We start from the raw sequence: 13,697 nt of genomic DNA, 5'->3' as shown, positions 1-13,697 counted from the left end.
TTTTCTCGGTAGTCTCTGTGGCCGTTTTATTCGACTAGCGCGGCACTACCCCGCCGTCTGGCGCACCATATCGGCAATCGCTCCGGCCCAATGCTGGACCTTTTGGCCGGACTTGCCTTCCACCATCACCCGCAATAATGGCTCGGTACCAGAAGCACGCAGCAGCACTCTGCCGGCGCCATCCAGATCCAACTCGGCCTCCGCCAGCCTCGCCTGAACCTGTGGGCTTGCGCTGAAATCGAAACCTTTGCACACCGGCACATTGATCAGTACCTGGGGATACAGCGTCAGATCCTTGGTGAAGTCGCCCAGCGTGGTCTTTTCCACTCGCAATGCGTGCAACACCTGTAGCGCAGAAACGATGCCATCACCGGTACTGTGCCGGTCAAGGCAGAGAATATGGCCAGACCCTTCGCCACCCACCTGCCAGCCACGTTCATCCAGTAATTCCAGCACGTAGCGGTCGCCCACCTTGGCGCGGGCGAAAGGGATATTCAGCTTCTCCAGGGCATGTTCCATGCCGAGGTTGGTCATCAGAGTACCCACTACGCCGCCCTTGAGCTGGCCATGCAGGTGACGATACTTGGCAATCACGTAAAGCAGCCGGTCACCATCGAACACTACACCTGAGGCATCCACCATCATCAGGCGGTCGCCATCGCCATCCAGGGCAATACCGAGATCGGCACGATGCTGTTTCACCGCATCCTGCAGGGCCTGCAAATGGGTAGCGCCGCATTCATGGTTGATATTCAGGCCGTCTGGAAGATTGCCGATGCTGATCACTTCGGCGCCAAGTTCGTGAAATACCGGTGGTGCGACATGATAGGTGGCGCCGTGGGCACAATCCACCACGATCCTCAGCCCACGCAAATCGAGTTCGGTAGGAAAGGTGCTCTTGCAGAATTCGATGTAGCGCCCGGCAGCATCGTTGAGCCGACGCGCCTTGCCCAGTTTAGCCGATGGCATGGTTTGCATCGGGTCTTCCAGCGCCTTCTCGATGGCACGCTCGGTCTTGTCCGGCAGCTTGGTGCCGGCCGCCGAAAAAAACTTGATCCCGTTATCCTCGAACGGGTTGTGCGAGGCACTGATGACGATGCCTGCCTGGGCGCGCAGGGCGCGGGTGAGATAGGCCACTGCCGGGGTCGGCATTGGCCCCGTCAGCAGCACGTCCACCCCGGCCGCGGATAGTCCGGCCTGCAGGGCGGATTCCAGCATGTAGCCGGAGATGCGGGTATCCTTGCCGATGACCACTGCCGGATGATCGCCCTGCGGCAACCTCCTCTCCTGCGCCGCCAGCACCTTGCCGGCAGCATAGCCCAGGCGCATCACAAAATCCGGCGTAATCGGCTCTTCACCCACCCTGCCGCGCACCCCATCGGTGCCGAAATATTTTCTAGTCATTATTTTCCTCACAACCCTCAATGGCATTCACAATCTGCAAGGCCTCCCTGGTGGCCTTTACATCGTGCACACGAATAATTCTAGCACCCTTCATGGCCGCAATCACTGCCGCCGCGATGCTGGGAATCAGCCGCGCATCCACATCCAGACCGGTGATCTGACCAAGCATGGACTTGCGCGACAAGCCTGCCAGCAGCGGCACCCCCAATACCTGAAAGCGATCGAGCTGACGCAGCAGCATGACATTATGCTCCAGCGACTTGCCGAAACCAAAGCCGGGATCGACCACCAACCGCTCGCGGCCGATGCCGGCAGCCTGTGCGGCGGATATTCTCGCTTTCAGAAACGCCATTACTTCCGCCACCACATCAGTATAGCCGGGCGCAAGCTGCATAGTCTGCGGTGTGCCCTGCCTGTGCATCAGGCAGATGGCCACATTCGAGCCAGCCACCGCTTCCAGCGCGCCTTCATCCTGCAATGCATTGATGTCGTTGATCATGTCCGCGCCGGCATCGATAGCTGCTCGCATCACCTCGGTTTTGCAGGTATCCACAGACAGCGGCACGTTGCTGCCCCGCAACGCCTCGATGATCGGCAACACCCGCTGCAGTTCCTCGTCGATGCCGACAGGCTGCGCGCCAGGGCGTGACGATTCGCCACCGACATCGAGGATGTCCGCTCCCTCCTCCAGCAACCGAAAGGCGTGCGCTATCCCGCCAGCGGCGGATGCATGGCGACCGCCATCGGCGAACGAGTCGGGCGTGACGTTGACGATGCCCATGATAAGAGGGCGAGAGAGAGGGAGGGTGAAGCGGCCGCAGTGGAGCATTTCGGGTGAGGGGTGAGGGGTGAGGGGTGAGGGGTGAGGGGTGAGGATAAAACCTGCGGCGGCGCGAATTCGATTTTCGCCTAACCCCTCACCTTCTATCCCCTCACCGTTTTCAGGTTTCCTGCGCCGTGTCGGCAGTAGGCGTTACTGGTGCAGTCGGCGCGCTATCCGAAGGGGGATTCGGCTTGCTCTGGCTGGGCTTGGGTGCGCGTGGCGCCTTGCCTTCCATGATGTCGGCAATTTGCTCGGCATCGAGGGTTTCCCACTCCAGCAGCGCCTTCGCCATGACTTCGATTTTCTCCCGGTTTTCCTCGATCAGGCGACGCGCCAAGGCGTACTGTTCGTCGATGATGCGGCGGATCTCCGCGTCCACTTTCTGCATGGTGGTTTCGGACACGTTCTTGTGGGTGGTCACGGAGCGACCGAGAAATATCTCGCCATCGTTCTCGCCGTAGACCATCGGCCCCATCGCATCGGACATGCCCCACTGCGTCACCATACGACGCGCCATCTCGGTAGCGCGCTCGAAATCATTGGAAGCGCCGGTGGTCATTTGCCCCATGAAAATTTCCTCGGCAATGCGGCCTCCGAACAGCACAGAAATATTCTGCAGCAGATTTTCGCGATCCATGCTGTAACGGTCTTCCGTCGGCAGCTGCATGGTCACGCCCAAGGCACGACCGCGCGGGATGATGGTGACCTTGTGCACCGGGTCGGTCTTCGACAGCAACCTGGCCACGACGACGTGACCGGATTCATGGTAAGCCGTGTTCATACGCTCATGTTCTGGCATGACGATAGAACGGCGCTCTGCGCCCATGATGATCTTGTCCTTGGCGCGCTCGAAGTCTTCCATGTCGACCAGACGCTTGTTACTACGTGCGGCAAAAAGGGCCGCCTCGTTCACCAGGTTGGCCAGGTCCGCGCCCGACATGCCGGGCGTACCGCGCGCCAGAATATCCGCCTTCACATCGGGTGCAACAGGCACCTTGCGCATGTGCACCATCAGGATCTGCTCACGACCGCGAATATCCGGCAGGGGCACCACCACCTGGCGGTCGAAGCGACCGGGACGCAGCAGCGCCGGATCGAGCACGTCAGGGCGGTTGGTGGCGGCAACCACGATCACCCCGGCGGTGCCTTCGAAGCCGTCCATTTCCACCAGCAACTGATTCAGGGTCTGCTCGCGCTCGTCGTTGCCGCCGCCCATGCCCGCGCCGCGCTGGCGGCCGACGGCGTCGATCTCGTCGATAAAAATGATACAGGGGGCACTTTTCTTGGCCTGCTCGAACATGTCGCGCACCCGCGCCGCGCCGACGCCGACGAACATTTCGACGAAGTCGGAACCGGAAATACTGAAGAACGGCACCTTGGCCTCGCCGGCAATCGCCCTGGCCAGCAGGGTCTTGCCGGTACCGGGATTGCCCACCATCAGCACGCCGCGCGGAATCCGGCCGCCCAGCTTCTGGAACTTGCTCGGGTCACGCAGGAATTCAACCAGTTCGGAGACTTCCTCCTTGGCCTCGTCGCAACCGGCCACGTCGGCAAAGGTCACGGTATTGGTGGTCTCATCGAGCATGCGCGCTTTGCTCTTGCCGAAGGAGAACGCACCGCCCTTGCCGCCACCCTGCATCTGGCGCATGAAGAACACCCAGACGCCGATCAGGAGCAGCATCGGAAACCAGGAAATGAACAAGCTCATCAGGAAGGAGGGTTCTTCTTCCGGCTTGGCTTCCACCACCACGCCGTTCTTGAGCAGGTCGCTCACCATCCAGGGGTCGGATGGCGCATAAGTGACAAAGCGCTTGCCGTCGGCCCTCACGCCTTTCAGAACGTGGCCCTCGATCGACACCTTGGCGATCTGCCCCTGCTTCACTTCATCGAGAAACTGGGAGTATTCCAGCGGTGCCTGGACAGCCTGGCGCTGGCCGAAGTGATTGAACACCATCATCAGCACCAGCGCGATCACCAGCCAGACTGCAATATTTTTCATCAGATTATTCAAAACTACTCCTCAAAGCCCACTATATTCATACGGGTAAATTCTAAACCCTTTATTCGGCTCGTGTCAGATCTTTTGCGAGCAGAAAAGTTTCATTGGTTCGACCGCGCGATGCTTTCGGCTTGCGCGTCGCCACCTGTTTGAAATGTCCGCGCATGGTCCGGATGTATTCATCGAAGCCATCACCCTGAAACACTTTCACCAGGAAACTGCCGCCCGGTTTCAAATGCTGCAGGGCAAACTCCAGTGCCAGCTCGGCCAGGTGCATCGCCCGTGCCTGGTCAACGAGGCCGACACCACTCAGATTGGGGGCCATATCGGAAATAACAAGATCCACCGGGCGGCCATCCAGCGCCTTGACCAGCTCGGCCAGTACGGTATCTTCGCGAAAATCACCCTGAATGAAGGTCACGCCAGCCAGTGGCAGCATTTCCAGAAGATCGAGCGCGATCACCTTGCCCTGGCCCGCCAGCTTCTGTGCTACTACCTGCGACCATCCCCCTGGCGTTGCGCCAAGATCAACCACCCTCGTGACGGACTTGAGCAGATGGTCGCGCTCGATAATTTCCAGTAGTTTATACGAGGCGCGCGAACGGTAACCTTCGTGCTTCGCCAACTGGACGTAGGGGTCGGTAACGTGCTCCATCATCCAGGCCTTGCTGGTTTTAGTACGCTTCATCGGGTAAACTGCGAACCTTTCCAAGGATGCTAAATATGACGCTAACACTCACTTCGGAGCAAAGGCGCTTTCTGCGCGCCCAGGCTCACAACCTGAATCCCGTGGTGACGATCGGTGACGCCGGCCTCACCGAGGCTGTCATGAAAGAACTCGAGCGCAGCATCGCCAGCCATGAACTGATCAAGGTCAAATCGCACAGCCGAGACAAGGCAACGCGCGACAGTCAGCTTGCTGAGATCTGTGAAACCCTGAACGCTGCTTCGATACAGCACATCGGCAAGATTCTGATCGTTTACAAGCCGGCCGAGAAACCCAAGCTGGTTTTACCGAAGAACTAACTCCGGCGCGGCGCCAATACCAGAAACAGACCGAGAAGGCTTTCGATCAGGTAACCGATGCTGGAGATCCCGTGCCAGCGGGCGAAACGATCGCGGAACATGCTTTCCATCACTTCCTTGGGCAATGCCTGCTCTTTCAGACCCGCCAGTATTGGCTGAATGCCGAAGTGAATGGCTGCGGTGAGCAGCAACATCACCAGCACAGCCCAGAAAAACCCCTGCTTCAGCGCACTGCCGCCAAACACTGCAAGACGGTGTATCAACAGATAAACACCGCATCCCATGCCAACATAGGCGATCCAGGTAAACATCTTGCCCGCCAGCATGCCGGCCAGCATCTTGTCGCCGAGCGAGGAAAACAGAACCGGTGCGGCCAGGTAACCGATAGCCCACAGACCGCCCACCCACAAGGTGATGGCGAAGAAGGAAAGCTTATCGGCGAAGCGATTCATTAAATGTATTTCACATCCAGCACTTCATATTCGCGCACTCCGCCAGGCGCCTGCACCTCGGCGACATCTCCGGCAAATTTTCCAATCAATGCGCGAGCAATCGGTGAGCCGATGGAAATCTTGCCCTTCTTGAGATCAGCCTCGTCGTCGCCGACGATCTGGTAAGTAACGGTCTCACTGCTTTCCAGGTCTTCAAGATCAACCGTGGCGCCGAACACGCAACGGCCTTCAGCATCGAGATCCATTGGATCGATGATCTGAGCGTTGGATAATTTGTACTCGACCTCGGCAATCCGTCCCTCGACAAAGCTCTGCCGTTCCTTGGCCGCATCGTACTCGGCGTTCTCGGACAAGTCGCCGTGCGACCGGGCCTCGGCAATAGCCGCAATCACTTCCGGACGCTCTACCGTTTTTAAATTATGTAATTCGGCGCGCAGCAATTCAGCGCCGTGTGTTGTCAGTGGAACCTTGTTCATTTTTCCCTCGAATTTCTTGGATAACCAGTTTGATGCCAGGCAGCGGCTTATTTACGGCTGGGGCAGCCTGGCGTGCAGACCCTGCAGGTCATACACCTGCAGTTCCTTCATGTGCTTAATTCCGGCACAGGCGGCGCGGGCTCCTGCCAGCGTGGTGTAGTAGGTAATCTTGTTCTGCAGGGCGGCATTGCGCATAACGTAGGAATCATGCACGCCACGCTTGTCCTCTACGGTATTGACGATCAGGTTGATGTCGCCGTTCTTGATCATGTCGACGATGTGGGGACGACCTTCATGCACCTTGTTCACTGGCGTCACGGTCAAGCCCGCTGAGGAAAGAGCCGCTGCCGTACCGCGCGTGGCAACCAGGTTAAAACCCTGCTCCGCCAGAATCCGGGCAATATCCAGAACCTTATCCTTGTCGCTGCCGCGCACGCTGATGAAGGCGCGTCCGCTGGAGGGTAACTTTTCTCCGGTAGCGAGCTGCGACTTGACGAAGGCCTCGGCAAAAGTCGCGCCCACGCCCATCACCTCGCCGGTGGACTTCATCTCCGGGCCAAGGATGGTATCCACGCCCGGGAACTTGATGAACGGGAACACGGCCTCCTTGACGGAATAGTAAGGCGGCACCACTTCGCGGGTGATTCCCTGCTCCTTGAGGGTGCGCCCGGCCATGCAGCGCGCCGCGATCTTCGCCAATTGCAAACCGGCAGCCTTGGACACGAACGGCACGGTGCGCGAGGCACGCGGATTGACTTCGAGGACGTACACCGTCTCACCCTGGATGGCGAACTGCACGTTCATCAGGCCGACCACCTTGAGCGCCTTGGCCATCAGCACGGTCTGGCGCCGCATTTCATCCTGGATTTCCGGCGACAGGCTATAGGGCGGCAGCGAGCAGGCGGAATCGCCGGAATGCACGCCGGCTTCCTCGATGTGCTCCATCAACCCGCCGATCAACACGTCGGTTCCATCGCTGATCGCATCCACGTCCACTTCGGTGGCATCGTTGAGGAAGCGATCGAGCAGCACCGGCGAATCGTTGGAAACCTTCACCGCCTCGCGCATGTAGCGTTCCAGGTCAACTTGCTGGTGAACGATTTCCATGGCGCGCCCGCCAAGCACGTAGGATGGCCGTACCACCAACGGGTAGCCGATTTCCTCGGCCAGCCGGATCGCTTCTTCCGGCGTCCTGGCCGTCCGGTTGGGCGGCTGCTTCAGGCCCAGCTCCTGCAGAATCCGCTGGAAGCGCTCACGATCCTCGGCGGCATCGATCATGTCAGGCGAGGTACCAATGATAGGCACACCGTTGGCCTCGAGATCGCGAGCCAATTTCAGCGGAGTCTGTCCGCCGTACTGGACGATTACGCCGAAGGGCTTCTCCACCGCAACCACCTCGAGTACATCCTCCAGAGTCAGAGGCTCAAAGTACAGGCGATTGGAAGTATCGTAATCGGTCGAGACGGTTTCCGGATTACAGTTGACCATGATGGTCTCGAAACCGTCCTCACGCATCGCCAGCGCCGCATGCACGCAGCAATAGTCGAACTCGATGCCCTGACCGATGCGGTTCGGCCCGCCGCCCAGCACCATGATTTTTTTCTTATTGGACGGCTCGGACTCGCATTCCTCCTCATAGGTGGAATACATGTAAGCGGTGTCGGTCGCGAATTCAGCGGCGCAGGTGTCCACACGCTTGTAAACCGGGCGCACGCCCAAGCTATGGCGATGTGCGCGCACGGCATGCTGACTCACGCCCAGCAATTTTGCCAGACGCAGGTCGGAGAAACCGCGCCGCTTCAGCACCCGCATTTCATTCACATTAAGCAAATCCAGGCTGCGCCCGGACAGTGCCTGCTCACGCGCGACCAGATCGGCCATTTGAGCCAAAAACCAGGGGTCAACGTGAGTCAACGTATGAATTTCTTCCTGGCTCATGCCACAGCGCATCGCGTCGGCAATATACCAGATGCGGTCCGGGCCGGGGTTGCCCAACTCAGCTTCGATGACTTCCCTGTCTGTCGTCTTTTCGTCAAACCCGTCGCTGCCGACTTCCAGCCCGCGCAGCGCCTTTTGCAGCGATTCCTGGAAGGTGCGGCCGATCGCCATCACCTCGCCCACCGACTTCATCTGGGTGGTGAGACGACTGTTAGCGCGGGGAAATTTCTCGAAGGCAAAGCGCGGAATCTTGGTAACGACGTAATCGATTGAAGGCTCGAATGAAGCCGGTGTTCGGCCGCCGGTGATGTCGTTCTGCAACTCGTCGAGGGTATAGCCCACCGCCAGTTTGGCTGCCACCTTGGCGATCGGAAAGCCGGTCGCCTTGGAGGCCAAGGCGGAGGAGCGCGACACGCGCGGATTCATCTCGATCACCACCATGCGGCCATCGTCAGGATTGATGCCGAACTGCACGTTGGAGCCGCCGGTTTCCACCCCAATTTCACGCAGCACGGCCAGCGAGGCGTTGCGCATGATCTGGTATTCGCGGTCGGTGAGCGTCTGCGCCGGCGCCACGGTGATCGAGTCGCCGGTGTGCACGCCCATTGCATCGAAGTTTTCGATCGCGCAGATAATGATGCAGTTGTCCTTCTTGTCGCGCACCACCTCCATCTCGAACTCTTTCCAGCCGATGACGGATTCTTCGATCAGCAGTTCCTTGGTCGGCGAAGCATCCAGGCCGCGCTCGCAGATTTCGAGGAACTCTTCCTTGTTGTAGGCGATGCCGCCGCCGCTGCCGCCCATAGTGAAGGAAGGCCGAATGATGGTGGGGTAGCCCACCATCGCCTGCACCTGCAAGGCTTCTTCCAGGCTGTGGGCGATGGCAGCGCGCGGGCAGTCCAGGCCGATCTTCTCCATCGCCTTCTTGAATTTCTCGCGGTCTTCGGCCTTGTCGATCGCTTCCTTGGTAGCGCCGATCATCTCCACACCGTATTTCTCCAGCACGCCGTGGCGAGCCAGGTCGAGCGCACAGTTCAGCGCGGTCTGACCACCCATGGTGGGCAGCAGCACGTCAGGACGCTCAACAGCGATGATTTTCTCCACGACCTGCCAGGTGATCGGCTCAATGTAGGTGACATCCGCCATTTCCGGGTCGGTCATGATGGTGGCCGGGTTGGAGTTGACCAGAATGACCTTGTAGCCTTCCTCGCGCAGCGCCTTGCAGGCTTGCGCACCGGAATAGTCGAACTCACACGCCTGGCCGATAACGATCGGGCCGGCGCCAATGATCAGGATGGATTTAATGTCGGTACGTTTTGGCATTGTTTGGTGAGGAGTGGGGGGTGAGGAGTGAAGGGAAAACCCACCACGCCTCACGCCTCACTCCTAACTCCTCACTTCTGTTGTTGCATCAGACCGATGAAACGGTCAAACAAGTAATCCGCGTCATGAGGCCCCGGGCTCGCCTCGGGGTGTCCCTGAAAGCTGAACGCCGGCACGTCGGTGCGGGTTATGCCCTGATTGCTGCCGTCGAAAAGCGACTTGTGCGTCACGCACAGGTTGGCCGGCAATGTTGTTTCATCAACCGTGAAACCATGGTTCTGGCTGGTGATCATGACACGACCGCTGTCGATATCCTGCACCGGGTGGTTGGCACCATGGTGGCCGAATTTCATCTTGCGTGTCTTGGCGCCGGAAGCCAGAGCCAGCAATTGGTGGCCGAGGCAGATGCCGAAGGTGGGAATACCCTGGCCCAGCACTTCCTTGATCGCGTTAATCGCGTAGTCGCAAGGCTCCGGGTCGCCTGGGCCGTTAGAGAGGAAAACGCCATCCGGCTTAAGCTTGAACACCTCCTCGACCGGTGTCTGGGCGGGCAGAACGGTCACCTTGCAGCCACGCTGGGCCAGCATGCGCAGGATATTGCGTTTGACGCCGTAATCGTAGGCGACGACATGAAACCGAGGGTTATCCAGGGGCGTGAAGCCATTTCCCAGCTTCCACTCGCCCTCCTGCCAGACATAAGGCTGGCTGCAGCTCACCACCTTGGCCAGATCCATCCCGGCCAATCCAGGGAAGCCGCGTGCCAGTTCGATGGCCTTGGCCTCGTCAATATCACCCGCCATCAGACAACCACTCTGCGCACCCTTTTCTCGCAACAGGCGCGTCAGCTTGCGTGTGTCGATATCGGCGATAGCGACCACATTTTGGCGCTGGAGATACGCGCCCAAATCTTCGCTGCTGCGCCAGTTGCTGGACTGGATCGGCAAATCGCGGATCACCAGACCGGCAGCGTGAATCTGCGCCGATTCGGCATCTTCGGAATTGGTGCCGGTGTTGCCTATATGAGGGTAAGTCAGGGTGACGATCTGGCGACAATAGGAGGGATCGGTAAGAATTTCCTGATACCCGGTCATCGCGGTATTGAATACCACCTCGCCGACGGAATGACCGGTAGCGCCGATGGAAATGCCGCGAAATATTGTCCCATCAGCAAGCGCGAGAATGGCGATCTGGTGGTGCGGCACGGAGGCTCCTTGAGATTAAAGCGGATATGCAAAGCGGGGTAGGCTCACGCCCTCCCCGCTCTTTTAAACTTTTGGGATTATACCGGATTGCTCCGCCGCGATCAACGTAGACCGAGCACGTCCTGCATATCAAACAACCCCTTGCCGCGCTGCGCTAGGAAGCGCGCGGCACGCAGCGCACCCAGCGCAAAGGTGGCGCGGCTGCTGGCCTTGTGGGTGATTTCCACGCGCTCGCCGGTGCCGGCAAACATCACGGTATGATCACCGACGATATCGCCGCCGCGCACCGTGGCAAAGCCGATTGTCGAGGGAGAACGCTCCCCGGTTACGCCTTCGCGGCCATACACCGCGCATTCCTCCAGATTCCTGCCAAGCGCATTGGCCACCACCTCGCCCATGCGCAGCGCAGTACCGGAAGGCGCATCGACCTTGTGACGATGATGCGCCTCGACGATCTCGATGTCGTAACCCTCATTCAATACGCGCGCCGCCATGTCGAGCAGCTTGAGGCTGAGGTTTACGCCGACACTCATGTTGGGAGCGAAAACCACGCCGATGTCCCGGCCGGCATCAGCGATCAACTCCTTTTGCTCGACGGAAAAACCGGTCGTACCGATGATGATATTGACGCCGAGTTCGCGGCAGGCTTGCAGATGATCCAGTGTCGCCTCGGGGCGAGTGAAATCGATCAGCGCATGGCAACCCACGAGCGCGGTCGCCATCTCTTCGCTGATAAAAACACCGCATGGCGCCCCAAAAAGTTCACCTGCATCCTTGCCAATGAACGGGCTACCCTTCCGCTCCAGCGCGGCTGCGAGCCGCATGTCCGGCGCCTGAGCCACCGACTCGAGCAGGACACGACCCATCCGGCCTGAACTGCCGGCAATCGCGATATTCAGTATGCTCATACTCAGAATCCTATTTTTTCGATCATGCGCCCGAAAAAGCCTTTTTCTTCCTTCGTCGGTGCCGTGCCCTGCGCCGACTGCTCCGCAGCCTTGGCAGGCTCTCCGGTTGTCACCGGAGCATTCTTCTCTTCCGTTACCGGGCTGGCCGCCACCACGTCTCCTTCGACGCGTTGCAGCAATTCCTGATCGAAGAACAGCGCCAGCTTCCGCTCCTCCGTCAGCTTGCCGGCTTTCTGGTAGCGGTAAACGTAATCCCATCGACTGGCATGAAATGCATCCGTAATGAGCGGAGTACCCAGGACAAAGCGTACTTGGGCCTTGGTCATGCCGGGCTTGAGCTTCGCCACCATTTCCTGAGTGACGACATTACCCTGCTGGATGTCGATTTTGTAGGGCGTAAGCTTTTCGCCAACCTTTTCGGTCACAGAACAGGCGACAAGGAGCAGAATGGAGATGGCAGCAAGTGCCCGCAGAACGGATTTCATAAAAATCCCGGCAAAAAACAATAAAGTGGCGGCATTATAACACCCCAGAAAGCGCTGGAAAGCGAAGGGTAAACATTATATGATTAAATCCATAAAAGGCCTCTAATCTCTATTTGAAATTTGTGGCTAGAGTATTCAAGATTAAACGATTTAATTGAGGATTGACCCATGGGTGACTCGCAGGACCTGAAAAACGCCGGGCTCAAAGCCACCACCCCCCGACTGAAAATCCTCAACTTGTTTGAAGCCAGCGACGTGCGCCATCTCACCGCCGAGGACGTGTACAAGATTCTGCTGGCGGACAACGAGGACGTAGGTCTGGCCACGGTATACCGGGTACTGACTCAGTTCGAGCAGGCAGGGCTGCTGATCCGCCACCATTTCGAGGGCGACAGGGCGGTATTCGAACTCAACCAGGGCAAACATCACGACCATCTGGTCTGCCTGCAATGCGGCAAAGTGGAAGAGTTTTACGACCCGGAAATCGAGAAACGCCAGGACAAGGTCGCCAAAGAACGTGGCTTCGTAGTCCGCGAGCACTCGCTGTATCTGTTTGCCGACTGCACCAAGCAGAAATGCCCGAACAAGACCTGATTTTTTTACCCGGCAACCTATAAGGCATTCACCGCAAAGGGCGCAAAGTAACGCGAAGGAAAGGCCATCCATGCAAGCCTATCGGTGGTATCGTTTATCCCTTGCGAACCTTCGCGTCCTTTGCGGTTAAATTTTAGCCTGAATCATTCCCGGCCCACTTCTCCAAAATACCGTGTTACTGACCGCTACCCGCTCCGAGCAAGACCCCGCAGAAGGCCGCATTCCCGGCAATAAAGGCATCTGGGCCGGCATCCTGAGCGAAATGACCGAGTTCGCCCTGCTGTTTGGCGTCTACTTCATCGCCCGCGCCCACTTCCCGGAAGACTTCCGTGCAGGCCCACTGCAACTAAGCCTTTTCGCAGGCACCTTGAATACAATTTTAATGATCTCCGGCAGCTATTTCGTCGCCAACGCGGTGATCGCGATGCGGCAGAATCGCCCGGAAATCAGCCTGCGTTGGCTGATTCTGGTCCTGCTGGCCGCCTGCGGATACTTCGTCACCAAGTATTTCGAGTTCCGCTGGAACGTCGGCCACGGCGTCACCGGGCGCACCGGCATTTTCTTCACCGTCTACTATTACCTGACCTTTACCCATATGGTGCATGTTTTGTGGGGCATCATGGGGCTGCTGTGGGTGATGGCGCGCACCAAAACGGGAGCCTACAGTCCGCAAGACCACGAAGGCATGGAGGCATTCGCCTCCTACTGGCACGCCACCGATCTGGTGTGGCTAATCATCTTCCCGCTGCTTTACCTGCTGCACTGAACGTGGAGGGCTAGCGATGACGCACAAGCGACTCATAGATCTGCTCTGGCTCCTGCTGGTGGCATTAACGCTGGCTGGATCTTACCTTGGAGAAACCACTAAACCGGGACTCGCCATCACGCTGATCATTGCCCTGACCGTGGCGATCAAAGGACGAATAATAGTCGATCATTTCATGGAATTGAAAACAGCGAACCGCATGATACGCAACCTGATGCGCGCCTATTTCTACGTGCTGCCGCTGGTAATCGTACTCACCACCCTGTTCGGCGACTGGCTTGCCAGGCTAACGACACTATAA

Annotated in this window: 14 protein-coding genes; 4 read left to right on the top strand and 10 right to left on the bottom strand. The window is 58.5% G+C overall.

The window, feature by feature from the left end; translation table 11 throughout:
* Positions 1–45 precede the first annotated feature (45 nt).
* From glmM to SCD_RS04590, 4 genes are all read right to left on the bottom strand, one after another.
* The gene (glmM, locus tag SCD_RS04605; protein ID WP_009206285.1) at positions 46–1,404 is read right to left on the bottom strand and encodes a phosphoglucosamine mutase; all 1,359 of its coding nucleotides are present in this window, start codon (positions 1,402–1,404) and stop codon (positions 46–48) included.
* On the bottom strand, positions 1,397–2,233 hold the full coding sequence (gene folP / locus SCD_RS04600) for a dihydropteroate synthase (protein ID WP_009206286.1): 837 nt from the start codon (positions 2,231–2,233) through the stop codon (positions 1,397–1,399). The genes glmM and folP overlap by 8 nt, the downstream gene beginning before the upstream one ends.
* A gap of 112 nt (positions 2,234–2,345) precedes the next feature.
* A complete protein-coding gene (ftsH, locus tag SCD_RS04595) occupies positions 2,346–4,238 on the bottom strand; it encodes an ATP-dependent zinc metalloprotease FtsH (protein ID WP_009206287.1) in 1,893 nt (630 codons plus the stop codon).
* 49 nt (positions 4,239–4,287) lie between these two features.
* On the bottom strand, positions 4,288–4,914 hold the full coding sequence (locus tag SCD_RS04590; RefSeq protein WP_009206288.1) for an RlmE family RNA methyltransferase: 627 nt from the start codon (positions 4,912–4,914) through the stop codon (positions 4,288–4,290).
* 35 nt (positions 4,915–4,949) lie between these two features.
* Here SCD_RS04590 and SCD_RS04585 point away from each other — a divergent pair, with 35 nt between their 5' ends.
* A complete protein-coding gene (locus SCD_RS04585) occupies positions 4,950–5,252 on the top strand; it encodes a YhbY family RNA-binding protein (RefSeq protein WP_009206289.1) in 303 nt (100 codons plus the stop codon).
* On the opposite strand, the gene SCD_RS04580 is transcribed toward SCD_RS04585, so the two are convergent.
* From SCD_RS04580 to SCD_RS04555, 6 genes are all read right to left on the bottom strand, one after another.
* A complete protein-coding gene (locus SCD_RS04580) occupies positions 5,249–5,704 on the bottom strand; it encodes a DUF4149 domain-containing protein (RefSeq protein WP_009206290.1) in 456 nt (151 codons plus the stop codon). The genes SCD_RS04585 and SCD_RS04580 overlap by 4 nt on opposite strands.
* Positions 5,704–6,180 carry a transcription elongation factor GreA gene (gene greA / locus SCD_RS04575; RefSeq protein WP_009206291.1) on the bottom strand — a complete coding sequence of 159 codons (477 nt, stop codon included), beginning with the start codon at positions 6,178–6,180 and terminating at the stop codon, positions 5,704–5,706. The genes SCD_RS04580 and greA overlap by 1 nt, the downstream gene beginning before the upstream one ends.
* A gap of 51 nt (positions 6,181–6,231) precedes the next feature.
* Entirely contained in the window at positions 6,232–9,441 is a 3,210-nt protein-coding gene (gene carB, locus SCD_RS04570; protein WP_009206292.1) for a carbamoyl-phosphate synthase large subunit, read from the bottom strand.
* Positions 9,442–9,512: 71 nt separating this feature from the next.
* Positions 9,513–10,643, bottom strand: coding sequence for a glutamine-hydrolyzing carbamoyl-phosphate synthase small subunit (carA, locus tag SCD_RS04565; protein WP_009206293.1), 1,131 nt, complete (start codon positions 10,641–10,643; stop codon positions 9,513–9,515).
* 101 nt (positions 10,644–10,744) lie between these two features.
* On the bottom strand, positions 10,745–11,551 hold the full coding sequence (gene dapB, locus SCD_RS04560) for a 4-hydroxy-tetrahydrodipicolinate reductase (protein ID WP_009206294.1): 807 nt from the start codon (positions 11,549–11,551) through the stop codon (positions 10,745–10,747).
* A 2-nt stretch (positions 11,552–11,553) separates the two neighbouring features.
* Entirely contained in the window at positions 11,554–12,036 is a 483-nt protein-coding gene (locus SCD_RS04555; protein WP_009206295.1) for an outer membrane protein assembly factor BamE, read from the bottom strand.
* A gap of 168 nt (positions 12,037–12,204) precedes the next feature.
* Here SCD_RS04555 and fur point away from each other — a divergent pair, with 168 nt between their 5' ends.
* The 3 genes from fur to SCD_RS04540 all read left to right on the top strand — a co-directional run bounded on the left by fur (position 12,205) and on the right by SCD_RS04540 (position 13,697).
* Positions 12,205–12,630, top strand: coding sequence for a ferric iron uptake transcriptional regulator (gene fur / locus SCD_RS04550; RefSeq protein WP_009206296.1), 426 nt, complete (start codon positions 12,205–12,207; stop codon positions 12,628–12,630).
* 172 nt (positions 12,631–12,802) lie between these two features.
* Positions 12,803–13,396 (top strand): cytochrome c oxidase subunit 3 family protein, encoded by a 594-nt coding sequence (locus SCD_RS04545; RefSeq protein WP_009206297.1) that lies wholly within the window; start codon positions 12,803–12,805, stop codon positions 13,394–13,396.
* Between the two features lie 16 nt (positions 13,397–13,412).
* A complete protein-coding gene (locus SCD_RS04540) occupies positions 13,413–13,697 on the top strand; it encodes a cytochrome C oxidase subunit IV family protein (protein WP_009206298.1) in 285 nt (94 codons plus the stop codon).

The organism is Sulfuricella denitrificans skB26, from assembly GCF_000297055.2.
GTDB classification, from domain to species: Bacteria; Pseudomonadota; Gammaproteobacteria; order Burkholderiales; family Sulfuricellaceae; genus Sulfuricella; species Sulfuricella denitrificans.
This window is presented reverse-complemented; position numbering and strand designations above follow the sequence as displayed.